Source organism: Massilia sp. NBRC 108631 (assembly GCF_059704565.1).
Genome location: NZ_BAAKJE010000182.1, coordinates 18929 through 31813 on the forward strand (window position 1 = coordinate 18929; position 12885 = coordinate 31813).

Sequence of the window (12885 nt, forward strand, 5' to 3'; positions counted from 1 at the left end):
GTAAATTTTATCACTATCGTAAAATAAGCCCGTCACATACATCTTCAGGATATACATGAGCAAGACAAGCGAGCAGACCTGGCGCCGGGTGCCCCCAAGGAGCCCGGCGCCGCCTTTGCTATCGGGAACCCAGCTGCGCGGCGCCGCCAGACGCCAGGTGGAAGGGTCCAGGCTGGCACGCTCACGGCGCAACAACACGGCGCTGGGACGCCGCGCCACGGATCAGGCCAGTTCGTATCAGCAACTGCGCGACCTCTCTGCTGCACTGCAAACAATACGCGAAGAGGAGCGCGCCCACTTGGCGCGCGAACTGCACGACGACCTGGGCCAGTTGCTGGCCACCCTGCGGATCGAATTCAACCAGTTGCAACTGTTGCAAATCGCCAATCCGGTAGCGGAACGCCAACTGCGCAGCATGGACGAGCTGCTGGTGCGGGCGGTTACCTCGCTGCGCCGCATTGCCACCGATCTGCGCCCGTCGGCGCTCGAGGAAGGCGGCCTCTACTTTGCGCTGAAAGCCTTACGCAACGAATGGGTACGACGGCATGGCATCTCCTGCAAGCTCGATGTCAAGGAACATGAGCTGATCCTGGAAGACTGCTACAGCACCGCCGTGTTCCGCATCGTGCAGGAGTCGCTAACCAATATCGTGCGCCACGCGAACGCCACCCGCGTCTGGATTTCCGCACGCAAGCGCGGCGGCACCTTGCGCCTGAACATAGAAGACAACGGCAGCGGCATCGCGCCAGCCGATCTGCGCAAGCCGCGTTCCTTCGGCCTGCTCGGCATGCGGGAACGGGTATGGGCATTGAATGGCAAGATTGGAATCGGCAGGCTGTCCGACAGCGGGGGGGGCCATGGCACCCATATCGCGATCGAACTGCCGCTGCCTCCCTCAGATCAGCCCCTATTGAGCGATATCAAGGCGGCGCCAACTACCCGCACCTGAGCCCGCGGCACATGATATCGTCCTTTTTTTGGCCTGTACCATCGTGTAAAGGTTACGTCATGGAACGTCGATGCAATACCTTGATGGAGGAGACGATACAGGTCGCCCTTTCCAAACTCACGCAGCATGATCACGATATCTGCGTGAAGATATTGGTCGCGGCGCAGGTGCCCGTGGAAACCATCTCCAGGCTGATCTTCCTGCCCCACCGCCGGCGCACCCGGGACCGCCGCCAGGACAGCGCCACGGCGACCATCATCAGCCGCGCCAGGGGCATACTCAATTGTTCCAACCTGCAGGACGCGGTGGACTACCTGCGGCTCAAACGCGTTCCCGAAGATTTGATGCAGCGCGCCTTGCACCACCCCGAGCACCGGGAGGCATGAGACGTTTCCTGTTGGAATAATTTATTCTCGCACTATTTCGCTTGGAAACTTTGATAAAAATCAATTCCAGGCTATGAAACGTCTTTGTTTCGCGATAACAAGAAGGATATGGCCTGCCCAGCTGGGTTCGAACCAGCGACCCTCAGCTTAGAAGGCTGATGCTCTATCCAACTGAGCTATGGGCAGTCAGGGTATTTTTTGCCGGCAGAAAAACTCTGCGGAAATGAAAAACGGGCTGTCTTTCGACAGCCCGTCTTAAAAGTTCTTGGTCGGAGTACAAGGATTCGAACCTTGGACCCCCTGGTCCCAAACCAGGTGCGCTACCGGGCTGCGCTACACTCCGATGAACGTATTATAGGTGCTAGGCCCCTATGGCGTCAATGCAGCGACGGAAAAGTTTCGTCTGCTCAAGACTTAAGCAGCCAGCTTGGCATCCACTTTGTCGGCAATACGGCGGGCGCAATTCTGGGCGGCGGCGGCGTCGCGCGCCTCCACCATCACCCGGATCAGCGGCTCGGTACCGGAAGCGCGGATCAGCACGCGGCCGCTGTCGCCCAGTTCGCGCTCGACGGCATCCTTCTCGGCCACCATGGCGGGGTTCTTTTGCCATTCGAAGCCGGCCGGCACGCGCACATTGATCAGCGTTTGCGGGAACAGCACCAGCTCGGCGGCGCACTGCTCCAGCGACTGGCCGCTACGCTTCAGCGCCGACAGCACTTGCAGCGCGGACACGATACCGTCGCCGGTGGTGTGCTTGTCCAGCGCCAGCAGGTGGCCGGAGCCCTCGCCGCCCAGCAGCCAGCCGCGCTCCTGCATCACTTCCAGCACGTAGCGGTCGCCCACCTTGGCGCGCGCGAACGGGATGTTCTTTTGCTTGAACGCCACTTCCAGCGCCATATTGGTCATCAGCGTGCCGACCGCGCCGTCCACCTTGCCGGTGGCGCAGCGGTCCATCACCATCACGTACAGCAGCTCGTCGCCGTTGTACAGGCGGCCCTTGGCGTCGCACATGATGAGGCGGTCGGCGTCGCCATCCAGCGCAATGCCGAGGTCGGCGCCGTGCTCGACCACGGCGGCGGCCATGGCGGCCGGCGCCGTGGCGCCGTAGCCGTCGTTGATGTTATAGCCGGACGGCTTGTTGCCGATGGCAATTACTTCCGCGCCCAGCTCATGGAACACGTGCGGCGCGATGTTGTAGGCGGCGCCGTGGGCGCAATCGACCACGATTTTCAGGCCGCGCAAGTCCAGCGCGTTGGGGAAGGTGCTTTTGCAGAATTCGATATAGCGGCCCTGCGCGTCGTCCAGGCGCTTGGCGCGGCCCAGCTTGTCCGGCGCCACGCATTCCATGGGCAGGTCCAGCTGCGCTTCGATGTCCAGTTCCACCGCGTCGGGCAGCTTGGCGCCCTGGTCGGAGAAGAACTTGATGCCGTTGTCCTGGTAGGGGTTGTGCGAGGCCGAAATGACCACGCCGGCTTGCAGGCGCAGCGCGCGCGTCAGGTAGGCGATGGCCGGGGTCGGCATCGGCCCGGCCAGCATCACGTCCACGCCGGCGGCGGCGAAGCCCGCTTCCAGCGCCGCTTCCAGCATATAACCGGAGATGCGCGTGTCTTTGCCGATCAGCACAGTCGAACGCGCCGAGCCGCTCATGTTCTTGACCAGCACTTTGCCGGCCGCGTAGCCCAGGCGCATGACGAAATCCGGGGTGATCGGCGACACGCCCACCAGTCCGCGTACGCCATCGGTTCCAAAATATTTACGTGCCATGTCAGTTCTCTTTATCGTTAGTTTGCCGCTTGCCATACTTTCAGCGCATCGACGGTCTCTGCCACGTCGTGCACCCTGACTATCCTTGCGCCGTGCGCCACTGCCGCCAGCGCGCCGCCCAGGCTACCGGCCATGCGCTGCTCCACCGGCTTGCCCGTCACCGCCCCTATCATGGACTTGCGCGACATGCCAGCCAGCAGCGGCACGCCCAGCTCATCCACCAGCTGGCGGCCAGCCTTGACCAAAGCATAATTATGCTCGACTGTCTTACCAAAGCCAAACCCCGGATCGATCCAGATCCGGCGCCGCTCAATGCCGGCATCGGTCAAGGCGGCGATGCGTTCACGCAGGAAATCGGCCACCTCGCGCACCACGTCGCCATATTCGGGCGCTTGCTGCATGGTAGCCGGGTCACCGCGCATGTGCATAATACACAACGCGCAGTCGCTATCGCGCACGGCTGAGATCGCGCCGGGCGCCTGGAAGGCGTTGATGTCGTTGATCATGTCCACGCCGGCCAGCACGGCTTCGCGCATGACGGCCGGCTTGTAGGTGTCGACCGAGATGGCCTTGCCGCAGTCGCGCAGCGCATACACCACCGGCATCACGCGGCGCAGTTCATCTTCCAGCGGGACCGCCGGCGCGCCCGGGCGGGTCGATTCGCCGCCGATGTCGATGATGTCCACGCCCTGCTCTATCATTTCTTCGGCGTGGGCGATGGCGAACTCCAGCGAGGCGTGCTGGCCGCCGTCGGAAAAAGAGTCGGGGGTGACATTGAGGATGCCCATCACGAGGGCGCCCGCCGGGTGCAGCGGGAGGTTGAAACGGCCGAACGGTATTGTCTGTCTCATGGAAACAAATGGTGCTGAGTGAAAAAGAAAAAGTGGGATCGTGCCGCAGTGCAGCACGATCCGAGCCCCGTAGCAAAAAGCAAAAAGGGCGAGGATTGCTCCTCACCCTTTCTGTCTGGCGCACAGCGTTTAAGCCGGTGCGGTGGCGCTGTTCGGCGTGGCGCCGGGGCCGTCGCCGCTAGGCTGCTTGCGCAGCGTGACGCCGGCCTTCGGCGGACGCGGCTCGATGCCGGCCATGATGTCGTTGATCTGGTCGGCGTCGATGGTTTCCCATTCCAGCAGCGACTTGGTCATCACTTCCACCTTGTCGCGGTTCTCTTCCAGCAGCTTGCGGGCCAGCGCGTATTGCGTGTCCAGGATGTTGCGGATTTCCGCATCCACCTTCTGCTGCGTCGCTTCCGAGATGGTCTTGTTGGTGCCGCCCATGAAGCCTTCGTTCTGGCTGTCCTCGTACACCATGACGCCCAGCGCGTCGGACATGCCGAAGCGGGTCACCATCGAACGGGCCAGCTTGGTGGCGCGCGAGAAGTCGTTGGAGGCGCCAGTGGACATCTGGCCGACGAAGATTTCCTCGGCGATACGGCCGCCGAACAGGATGGAAATCTCTTCCAGCATCTTGTCTTTGTAGCCGGAGATGTTGTCGTGCTCAGGCAGCTGCCAGGTCAGGCCCAGGGCCCAGCCGCGCGGCATGATGGTCACTTTGTGCACCGGATCGGCCTTCGGCAGCAGCTTGGCGACAACGGCGTGGCCGCTCTCGTGGTAGGCAGTGTTGCGGCGCTCTTCCTCGCGGATCACCATGGACTTGCGTTCCGGGCCCATGAAGATCTTGTCCTTCGCGTCCTCGAAGTCCTGCATGTCGACCAGACGCTTGTTGCGGCGCGCGGCGAACAGGGCGGCTTCGTTGACCAGGTTGGCCAGGTCGGCGCCCGAGAAACCGGGAGTGCCGCGGGCCAGGATGTCGGCTTTCACGTCGGTACCGATCGGCACTTTGCGCATGTGCACGTTCAGGATTTGCTCGCGGCCGCGGATGTCCGGCAGGCCGACCGATACCTGGCGGTCGAAACGGCCAGGACGCAGCAGCGCCTTGTCCAGCACGTCGGCGCGGTTGGTGGCGGCGATGACGATCACGCCGGACGAGGCTTCGAAGCCGTCCATTTCCACCAGCAGCTGGTTCAGCGTCTGCTCGCGCTCATCGTTGCCGCCGCCCATGCCGGCGCCGCGATGGCGGCCGACAGCGTCGATCTCGTCGATGAAGATGATGCAAGGCGAATGCTTCTTGGCGTTCTCGAACATGTCGCGCACGCGGCTTGCGCCAACGCCGACGAACATTTCCACGAAATCCGAACCGGAAATCGAGAAGAACGGCACCTTGGCTTCACCCGCGATGGCGCGTGCCAGCAACGTTTTACCGGTACCGGGAGGACCGACCATCAGCACGCCGCGCGGAATGCGGCCGCCCAGTTTCTGGAATTTGGTGGGGTCTTTCAGGAAGTCGACGATTTCGGTCACTTCCTCTTTGGCTTCGTCGCAGCCGGCCACGTCGCCGAACGTGACGGTGTTGTTGGTCTCATCCAGCATGCGCGCCTTCGACTTGCCGAAGGAGAACGCGCCGCCCTTGCCGCCGCCCTGCATCTGGCGCATAAAGAAGATCCACACGCCGATCAGCAGCAGCATCGGGAACCACGACACGAACACCTGCTGCAGGAACGAAGGCTCCTCGGGCGGCTTCACGTCAAAGCGGACGTTGTTATCGCGCAGGTCGCCGATCAGGCCACGGTCCAGGTAAGTGGAGGTGGTCCGAACCTTGCTGCCGTCGTCCTTGGTGGCAGTGATGGTGTTGCCTTCAATCACCACATCCTTGATGTGCCGGGCTTTGACTTCATCCAGCAAATCGGAATAAGCGATCGTCTTCGAACCAGCGGCCGTGCCATGATTCTCGAATTGCTTAAACAGCATGAATAATAGCAGGGCAACGACGACCCAAATGGCTGATTTGGAAAACATGTTATTCACGAAAACTCCTTGGATGCGGGACGCATCTTTGACCGATAGCTAGAAATCCGATTTTACTCGCAATACCGCTGCCCGTGCCATAAACCTGCCCCGTACGGTGCACAAATCCGGCGCGCACCTGCCGCGAGGAAGCGCAAATCCGCTCCTCACCGCAGGATTTGCGGCCGGCATGGCAAATATCAAGGCCTTTACACTATGGGATTGGACTTATTTTCCACAGGATTCTTCAATCCGCGCCCCAGCAGGAAGATCTCGGACGATTTGTCGCGGCTGGCCTTGGGTTTTTTCTGCGTCACGGTCTTGAATTCGGCCCGGAATTTCTCGTACACCGAGTTGAAACCCATGTCTTTAAAGCATTTGACCAGCAGCGCGCCGCCCGGTTTCAGGTGCAATTGCGAAAATTCGATGGCCAGGTCGATCAGGTCTTCCATGCGCGCCGCGTCCGCCGAGGAAATCCCCGACAGATTGGGGGCCATGTCGGACAACACCAGGTCGCATTTGCGTCCCTGCAACAGCTCGCCGAGCTGCTCCAGCGTTTCGATTTCACGGAAATCGCCTTGTATAAAATGCACGTCAGCGATCGGCTCCATCGGCAGCATGTCGAGGCCTATCATGGTGCCGTTGATGCCGCCGCCCTCCTTGCCGGCCAGCTTGCGCCGCACGTACTGGCCCCAGCTGCCGGGGGTGCAGCCCAAGTCGACAATCACCTGCCCTGGTTTGACCAGGTGTTCGTCTTCATCGATCTCCTTGAGCTTGTAAGCGGCCCGCGCGCGGTAGCCATCTTTCTGCGCCGCTTTCACGTAAGGATCGTTAATATGGTCGTGCAACCAGTTTTTGTTTAATTTCTTCTTTGCCATTCGCGTAGAATACTGCCTTTAGAGAACTACCGAAAAAAATATTATGATCAAACTCACACCCGTTGAACGCGCTGCCCTGCGCGCCGAGGCCCATGGCCTGAAACCTGTCGTCATGATAGGCGAAGCGGGCTTGACGCCTGCCGTCATCAAGGAAATCGAACTGGGCCTCGACGCCCACGGCCTGATCAAGGTGCGCGTGTTCGGCGACGACCGCGAAGCCCGCGCCGGCATGTACGACACCATCTGCGCGCAGCTGGAGGCGGCGCCGGTGCAGCACATCGGCAAACTGCTGGTCCTGTACCGCCCGAAAAAGGAAGTGGAAAAGGAACGCAGCGCCAAGACCGGCAAAGGCATGCGCATGGTCACCATCGTGAAACCTAGCGCCAGCGGCACCAAAAAGCCGTCGGTCAACAAGGTTTTGCTGAAGGGGAATGAGCGTGTGACCGAGGGTGGCACCATCAAGCGTGCCAAGGTGCGCCAGAAGAGCACCAAAAAATCGTCGCTGGCCTAACCGAAACCGGGGTATGCCCCGGTTTTTTTACGTCTGCTTCAACACCAGCCAGCCGGCCAGCAGGCTCTGGATCAGGTAAATACCGCTGGAAACACCGTGCAGCATGCCGAAACGGCCTTTCGCGGCCGACTCCATCACGCCCGACGGGCCCGCCGCGGCGCGCAGTTCCGCCATCATCGGCTGCAGGCCGAAGTGGCTGACCACGGTGCACATCACCATCAGCACGATAATCGCCAGCACCGTGCGGCGGCGCTGGCCGTCCCAGCCCGGCGTGGCGCGCCACAACAGCAGCAGCATGGCCAGGCCGCAGCCCAGCGACAGCAGCGCCATCGCATGGAACATGCTGCCGGCGATGGTGCCCGCCAGCACGCGGTCGCCCAGGGTGGCAAACAGGGTCGGCGCCACCAGGTAGCCCACCGCCCACAGGCAGCCGGCCCACAGCACCGCCACCAGCAGGCGCACCTTCGGCAAGAAGCCGGCCATGGACGGCGTCATCAGATGTAACGCACTTCCAGGATTTCGTATTCGCGCGGACCGGATGGCGCCTGCACTTCCACCACGTCGCCGGCCGACTTGCCGATCAGCGCGCGGGCGATCGGCGAGGTCACCGACACCTTGCTCAGTTTCAGGTCCGCCTCATCCAGGCCGACGATCTGGTAGGTCACTTTCTGGCCCGACTCGAGGTCTTCCAGGTCCACCGTGGAGGCGAACACCACGCGGCCTTCCGCGTCCAGCTGGGTTGGATCGATGATTTGCGCTGCGCTCAGCTTGCCTTCCAGTTCCGCGATGCGGCCTTCCACAAAGGCCTGGCGCTCTTTGGCGGCATCGTACTCGGCGTTTTCCGACAGGTCGCCATGCGAACGCGCTTCGGCGATCGCGTCGATCACGATGCGGCGCTCCTTGGTCTTCAACTGGTGCAGCTCCTCCTTCAGGAGTTCTGCGCCGAATTTGGTCAATGGAACTGAAGTCATAATTGTCTCTCTAGGTTACGAAAAGCACAGAGCCCGCGCCATGCTTCGGCGCGGGCTCTGTGTCAGCGATCTGGATTGCGTATCGCTTAAAGGAGCTTAGTGTAAGGTTTTATGCAGACCTTGTAAATCGTACACACGCAACTCGTCCAAATGACGGATACCGGCCACCGCCGCTTCAGCGCCGGCAATGGTGGTGTAGGTCGTCACGCGCGCCGCCAGCGAGGAGGTACGGATGGCGCGCGAGTCCGTGATGGCGCTGCGCTTCTCTTCCACCGTGTTGATGACCAGCTTGATCTCGTGGTTCTTGATCATGTCGACCACGTGCGGACGGCCTTCGGCCACCTTGTTCACTGCCGTGACCGGCACACCGGCCGCCGCGATCACCGCCGCGGTACCCTTGGTGGCCACCAGCGTGAAGCCCATGTCGACCAGGTCCTTCGCCACTTTCACGGCGCGCGGCTTGTCCGAGGCCTTCACCGACAGGAACACCTTGCCCGACTTCGGCAGGTTCACGCCGGCGCCCAGCTGCGATTTCACGAACGCTTCGCCGAAGGTCATGCCCACGCCCATTACTTCGCCGGTCGATTTCATCTCAGGGCCGAGGATGGTGTCCACGCCGGGGAATTTGACGAACGGGAACACGGCTTCCTTGACGCTGTAGTAAGGCGGCACCACTTCCTTGGTGATGCCCTGCGATTCCAGGCTCTGGCCGACCATGCAGCGCGCGGCGATCTTGGCCAGCTGCAAGCCGGTCGCTTTCGACACGTAGGGCACGGTGCGCGAGGCGCGCGGATTCACTTCCAGCACGAACACCACATCCTGGCCGTCTTGTTTTTGGATCGCGAATTGCACGTTCATCAGGCCGACCACATTCAGGCCCTTGGCCATCAGCGAGGTCTGGCGCTTCAGTTCGTCAATGGTTTCCTGCGACAGCGAGTAAGGCGGCAGCGAGCAGGCCGAGTCGCCCGAGTGCACGCCGGCTTGTTCGATGTGCTCCATCACGCCGCCGATAAAGGTGGTGGTACCGTCGGAGATGCAGTCGACGTCGCACTCGATGGCGTCGTTCAGGAAGCGGTCCAGCAGCACCGGCGAATCGTTCGATACTTTCACCGCTTCACGCATGTAGCGCTCCAGGTCGCGCTGCTCGTGCACGATTTCCATCGCGCGGCCGCCCAGCACGTAGGATGGACGCACCACCAGCGGGTAGCCGATTTCCTGCGCCAGGGTCAGCGCCTCGGCTTCGGTGCGCGCGGTGCGGTTAGGCGGCTGGCGCAGGCCCAGGTCCTGCAGCAGCTTCTGGAAACGCTCGCGGTCTTCGGCGGCGTCGATCATGTCCGGCGAGGTGCCGATGATGGGTACGCCGTTCGCTTCCAGGTCGAGCGCCAGTTTCAGCGGGGTCTGGCCGCCGTACTGCACGATCACGCCCACCGGTTTTTCCAGCGCCACGATTTCCAGCACGTCTTCCAGGGTCAGCGATTCGAAGTACAGGCGGTCCGAGGTGTCGTAGTCGGTCGACACGGTTTCCGGATTGCAGTTGACCATGATGGTCTCGTAGCCGTCCTCGCGCATCGCCAGCGCCGCGTGCACGCAGCAGTAGTCGAATTCGATACCCTGGCCGATACGGTTCGGGCCACCGCCCAGCACCATGATCTTCTTCTTGTCCGACGGGTTGGACTCGCACTCCTCGTCATAGGTCGAGTACATGTAGGCGGTGTCGGTCGAGAACTCGGCCGCGCAGGTGTCCACGCGCTTGTACACCGGACGGATGTTCAGCTCGTGGCGCTTGTTGCGCACGGCCGTGTCGGTGGTCTGCAGCAGGAAGCCCAGGCGGCGGTCCGAGAAGCCCTTCTGTTTCAGCTTGTACAGCACCGTCTTGTCGAGGTTGTCCAGCTTCTGCGTGTCCAGCCACAGTTCCAGGTCCACGATTTCCTTGATCTGGATCAGGAACCATGGATCGATCTTGGTCAGGTTGTGCACTTCTTCCAGCGTGAAGCCCTGGGCGAAAGCATCGCCCACGTACCAGATGCGCTCGGGACCGGGCTCGCCCAGCTCTTCCTCGATCTTCTCGCGGTCGCGGGTTTTTTCGTTCATGCCGTCCACGCCCACTTCCAGGCCGCGCAGGGCTTTCTGGAACGATTCCTGGAAGTTGCGGCCGATGGCCATCACTTCACCGACGGATTTCATCTGGGTGGTCAGGTGGTGGTCGGCGGTCGGGAACTTCTCGAACGTGAAGCGCGGCACCTTGGTGACCACGTAGTCGATCGACGGCTCGAACGAGGCCGGGGTGGCGCCGCCGGTGATCTCGTTGCGCAGCTCGTCGAGCGTGAAGCCGACGGCCAGCTTGGCCGCCACCTTGGCGATCGGGAAACCGGTCGCTTTGGAAGCCAGCGCCGACGAACGCGACACGCGCGGGTTCATCTCGATGACGATCATGCGGCCGTCTTTCGGATTGATCGAGAACTGCACGTTGGAGCCGCCGGTGTCCACGCCGATCTCGCGCAGCACTGCCAGCGAGGCGTTGCGCATGATCTGGTATTCCTTGTCGGTCAGCGTCTGCGCAGGGGCGACGGTGATGGAGTCGCCGGTGTGCACGCCCATCGGGTCCAGGTTTTCGATCGAGCAGATGATGATGCAGTTGTCCGCCTTGTCGCGCACCACTTCCATCTCGTACTCTTTCCAGCCCAGCAGCGATTCTTCAATCAGCAGCTCGTTGGTCGGCGAGGCTTCCAGGCCGCGCTTGCAGATCGCTTCGAATTCTTCTTCGTTGTAGGCGATGCCGCCGCCGCTGCCGCCCATGGTGAACGATGGACGGATGATGGTCGGGAAGCCGACTTGCTTCTGCACCGCCCACGATTCTTCCAGCGAGTGCGCCACGCCGGAACGGGCCGAGCCCAGGCCGATCTTGGTCATCGCGTCCTTGAACTTGGAGCGGTCCTCAGCCTTGTCGATGGCTTCCGGGGTAGCGCCGATCAGCTCGACCTTGTACTTGTCCAGCACGCCGTGCCGGTGCAGGTCCAGCGCGCAGTTCAGCGCGGTCTGGCCGCCCATGGTCGGCAGGATCGCGTCCGGCTTTTCCTTGGCGATGATCTTCTCGACGACTTGCCAGGTGATCGGCTCGATGTAGGTCACATCGGCCATTTCAGGATCGGTCATGATGGTGGCCGGATTGCTGTTCACCAGGATGACCTTGTAGCCTTCCTCGCGCAGCGCCTTGCAGGCCTGGGCGCCGGAATAGTCGAACTCGCAGGCCTGGCCGATGATGATGGGGCCGGCGCCGATGATCAGAATACTTTTAATGTCTGTACGTTTTGGCATCTTATTATTTCTCCACCGCTGCCATCATGGTGATGAAGCGGTCAAACAGGTAGGCGACGTCGGTAGGACCAGGCGATGCTTCAGGGTGTCCCTGGAAGCAGAAGGCCGGGGTGTCGGTGCGGGCGAAACCCTGCAGCGAACCGTCGAACAGCGATTTGTGGGTAACGCGGCAGTTGGCCGGCAGCGTGTCCGCATCGACCGCGAAGCCGTGGTTCTGCGACGTGATCAGCACCTGCCTGCTGTCCAGGTCCTGAACCGGGTGGTTGGCGCCGTGGTGGCCGAACTTCATCTTCAGCGTCTTGGCGCCGGAGGCCAGCGCCATGATCTGGTGGCCCAGACAGATGCCGAACACCGGCAGCTTTTTGTCCATGAAGACTCTGGTGGCGGCGATCGCGTAATCGCATGGTTCAGGGTCGCCGGGACCGTTCGACAGGAACACGCCGTCCGGGTTCATGGCCAGCACCTCTTCGGCGCTGGTCTGGGCCGGCACCACGGTCACTTTGCAGCCGCGCGAAGTCAGCATGCGCAGGATGTTGCGCTTGACGCCGAAGTCGTAGGCGACCACGTGGAATTTCGGATCGTCCAGCTTGGCGTAACCTTCGCCCAGGGCCCACTCGGCCTCGGTCCACTCGTAGGTGGCCTGCACCGACACCACCTTGGCCAGGTCCATGCCGGACAGGCCGGGGAAGGAGCGCGCCAGTTCCAGCGCCTGCTCGACCGACGGTTCCTTGCCTTGCGTGCCGGTCAGGATGGCGCCGCCCTGCGCGCCTTTTTCGCGCAGGATGCGGGTCAGCTTGCGCGTGTCGATGCCGGCGATGGCGACGATGTTCTCGGCCTTCAGGTAGTCGGACAGGGATTGGGTGGAGCGGAAATTCGAGGCCAGCAGCGGCAGGTCGCGGATGATGAGGCCGGCGGCGTGGACTTTGGTGGATTCGACGTCTTCAGGATTGACGCCGGTGTTGCCGATATGGGGATACGTCAGGGTGACGATCTGGCGGCAGTAGCTGGGGTCGGTCAGGATTTCCTGGTAACCGGTCATGGAAGTGTTGAAAACAACTTCGCCTGTCGTGTGGCCGACGGCACCGATGGAAAAACCTTTGAAAATGGTTCCGTCAGCAAGAGCCAGAATGGCTGGGACGGCGGGGCCAGAAAAAAATGGCGGCAAGGGCAACTCCTGATAAAGTTACCGTAGCTGCGCCACGTCAGACGACCAACAGATTCCCTGGCTGTGCGCCCGGGTTGCAAGTCAGATTGATGATGGATGAGTG

At 61.9% G+C, this 12885-nt stretch carries 11 protein-coding genes and 2 tRNA genes; 3 read left to right on the plus strand and 10 right to left on the minus strand.

Features of this window, described 5'->3' with window-relative positions; translation table 11 throughout:
* Nucleotides 1–55 precede the first annotated feature (55 nt).
* A complete protein-coding gene (locus tag AC6H42_RS19630) occupies nucleotides 56–949 on the plus strand; it encodes a sensor histidine kinase (RefSeq protein WP_082551829.1) in 894 nt (297 codons plus the stop codon).
* 143 nt (nucleotides 950–1092) lie between these two features.
* Nucleotides 1093–1335 (plus strand): hypothetical protein, encoded by a 243-nt coding sequence (locus AC6H42_RS19635; RefSeq protein ID WP_157200941.1) that lies wholly within the window; start codon nucleotides 1093–1095, stop codon nucleotides 1333–1335.
* A gap of 109 nt (nucleotides 1336–1444) precedes the next feature.
* Here the strand turns inward: AC6H42_RS19635 and AC6H42_RS19640 are convergent.
* The 6 genes from AC6H42_RS19640 to AC6H42_RS19665 all read right to left on the minus strand — a co-directional run bounded on the left by AC6H42_RS19640 (nucleotide 1445) and on the right by AC6H42_RS19665 (nucleotide 6820).
* Nucleotides 1445–1521, minus strand: a tRNA-Arg gene (locus AC6H42_RS19640).
* 80 nt (nucleotides 1522–1601) lie between these two features.
* Nucleotides 1602–1678, minus strand: a tRNA-Pro gene (locus AC6H42_RS19645).
* 71 nt (nucleotides 1679–1749) lie between these two features.
* Nucleotides 1750–3099, minus strand: a complete 1350-nt coding sequence (glmM, locus tag AC6H42_RS19650) for a phosphoglucosamine mutase (protein ID WP_057155557.1) — start codon at nucleotides 3097–3099, stop codon at nucleotides 1750–1752.
* 17 nt (nucleotides 3100–3116) lie between these two features.
* Nucleotides 3117–3950 (minus strand): dihydropteroate synthase, encoded by an 834-nt coding sequence (folP, locus tag AC6H42_RS19655; protein WP_057155558.1) that lies wholly within the window; start codon nucleotides 3948–3950, stop codon nucleotides 3117–3119.
* Between the two features lie 129 nt (nucleotides 3951–4079).
* Nucleotides 4080–5963 carry an ATP-dependent zinc metalloprotease FtsH gene (gene ftsH, locus AC6H42_RS19660; RefSeq protein ID WP_057155559.1) on the minus strand — a complete coding sequence of 628 codons (1884 nt, stop codon included), beginning with the start codon at nucleotides 5961–5963 and terminating at the stop codon, nucleotides 4080–4082.
* Between the two features lie 188 nt (nucleotides 5964–6151).
* Nucleotides 6152–6820 (minus strand): RlmE family RNA methyltransferase, encoded by a 669-nt coding sequence (locus tag AC6H42_RS19665; protein ID WP_057155560.1) that lies wholly within the window; start codon nucleotides 6818–6820, stop codon nucleotides 6152–6154.
* Nucleotides 6821–6863: 43 nt separating this feature from the next.
* Here AC6H42_RS19665 and AC6H42_RS19670 point away from each other — a divergent pair, with 43 nt between their 5' ends.
* Nucleotides 6864–7331 carry a YhbY family RNA-binding protein gene (locus AC6H42_RS19670; protein WP_057155561.1) on the plus strand — a complete coding sequence of 156 codons (468 nt, stop codon included), beginning with the start codon at nucleotides 6864–6866 and terminating at the stop codon, nucleotides 7329–7331.
* A 27-nt stretch (nucleotides 7332–7358) separates the two neighbouring features.
* On the opposite strand, the gene AC6H42_RS19675 is transcribed toward AC6H42_RS19670, so the two are convergent.
* The 4 genes from AC6H42_RS19675 to carA all read right to left on the minus strand — a co-directional run bounded on the left by AC6H42_RS19675 (nucleotide 7359) and on the right by carA (nucleotide 12782).
* Nucleotides 7359–7826: a DUF4149 domain-containing protein gene (locus AC6H42_RS19675; RefSeq protein ID WP_497548764.1), complete on the minus strand. Its 468-nt coding sequence runs from the start codon at nucleotides 7824–7826 to the stop codon at nucleotides 7359–7361.
* On the minus strand, nucleotides 7826–8302 hold the full coding sequence (gene greA, locus AC6H42_RS19680) for a transcription elongation factor GreA (protein WP_056404685.1): 477 nt from the start codon (nucleotides 8300–8302) through the stop codon (nucleotides 7826–7828). The genes AC6H42_RS19675 and greA overlap by 1 nt, the downstream gene beginning before the upstream one ends.
* A 96-nt stretch (nucleotides 8303–8398) precedes the next feature.
* Nucleotides 8399–11617 (minus strand): carbamoyl-phosphate synthase large subunit, encoded by a 3219-nt coding sequence (gene carB, locus AC6H42_RS19685; protein WP_057155562.1) that lies wholly within the window; start codon nucleotides 11615–11617, stop codon nucleotides 8399–8401.
* 4 nt (nucleotides 11618–11621) lie between these two features.
* Nucleotides 11622–12782: a glutamine-hydrolyzing carbamoyl-phosphate synthase small subunit gene (gene carA, locus AC6H42_RS19690; protein WP_057155563.1), complete on the minus strand. Its 1161-nt coding sequence runs from the start codon at nucleotides 12780–12782 to the stop codon at nucleotides 11622–11624.
* Between the last annotated feature and the right edge of the window lie 103 nt (nucleotides 12783–12885).

Coding starts and splice junctions, on each gene's coding strand:
- greA (WP_056404685.1), bottom strand. CDS start 8,302: ATGACTTCAGTTCCATTGACCAAATTCGGCGCAGAACTCCTGAAGGAG.
- folP (WP_057155558.1), bottom strand. CDS start 3,950: ATGAGACAGACAATACCGTTCGGCCGTTTCAACCTCCCGCTGCACCCG.
- carB (WP_057155562.1), bottom strand. CDS start 11,617: ATGCCAAAACGTACAGACATTAAAAGTATTCTGATCATCGGCGCCGGC.
- AC6H42_RS19630 (WP_082551829.1), top strand. CDS start 56: ATGAGCAAGACAAGCGAGCAGACCTGGCGCCGGGTGCCCCCAAGGAGC.
- AC6H42_RS19675 (WP_497548764.1), bottom strand. CDS start 7,826: ATGACGCCGTCCATGGCCGGCTTCTTGCCGAAGGTGCGCCTGCTGGTG.
- AC6H42_RS19670 (WP_057155561.1), top strand. CDS start 6,864: ATGATCAAACTCACACCCGTTGAACGCGCTGCCCTGCGCGCCGAGGCC.
- glmM (WP_057155557.1), bottom strand. CDS start 3,099: ATGGCACGTAAATATTTTGGAACCGATGGCGTACGCGGACTGGTGGGC.
- AC6H42_RS19665 (WP_057155560.1), bottom strand. CDS start 6,820: ATGGCAAAGAAGAAATTAAACAAAAACTGGTTGCACGACCATATTAAC.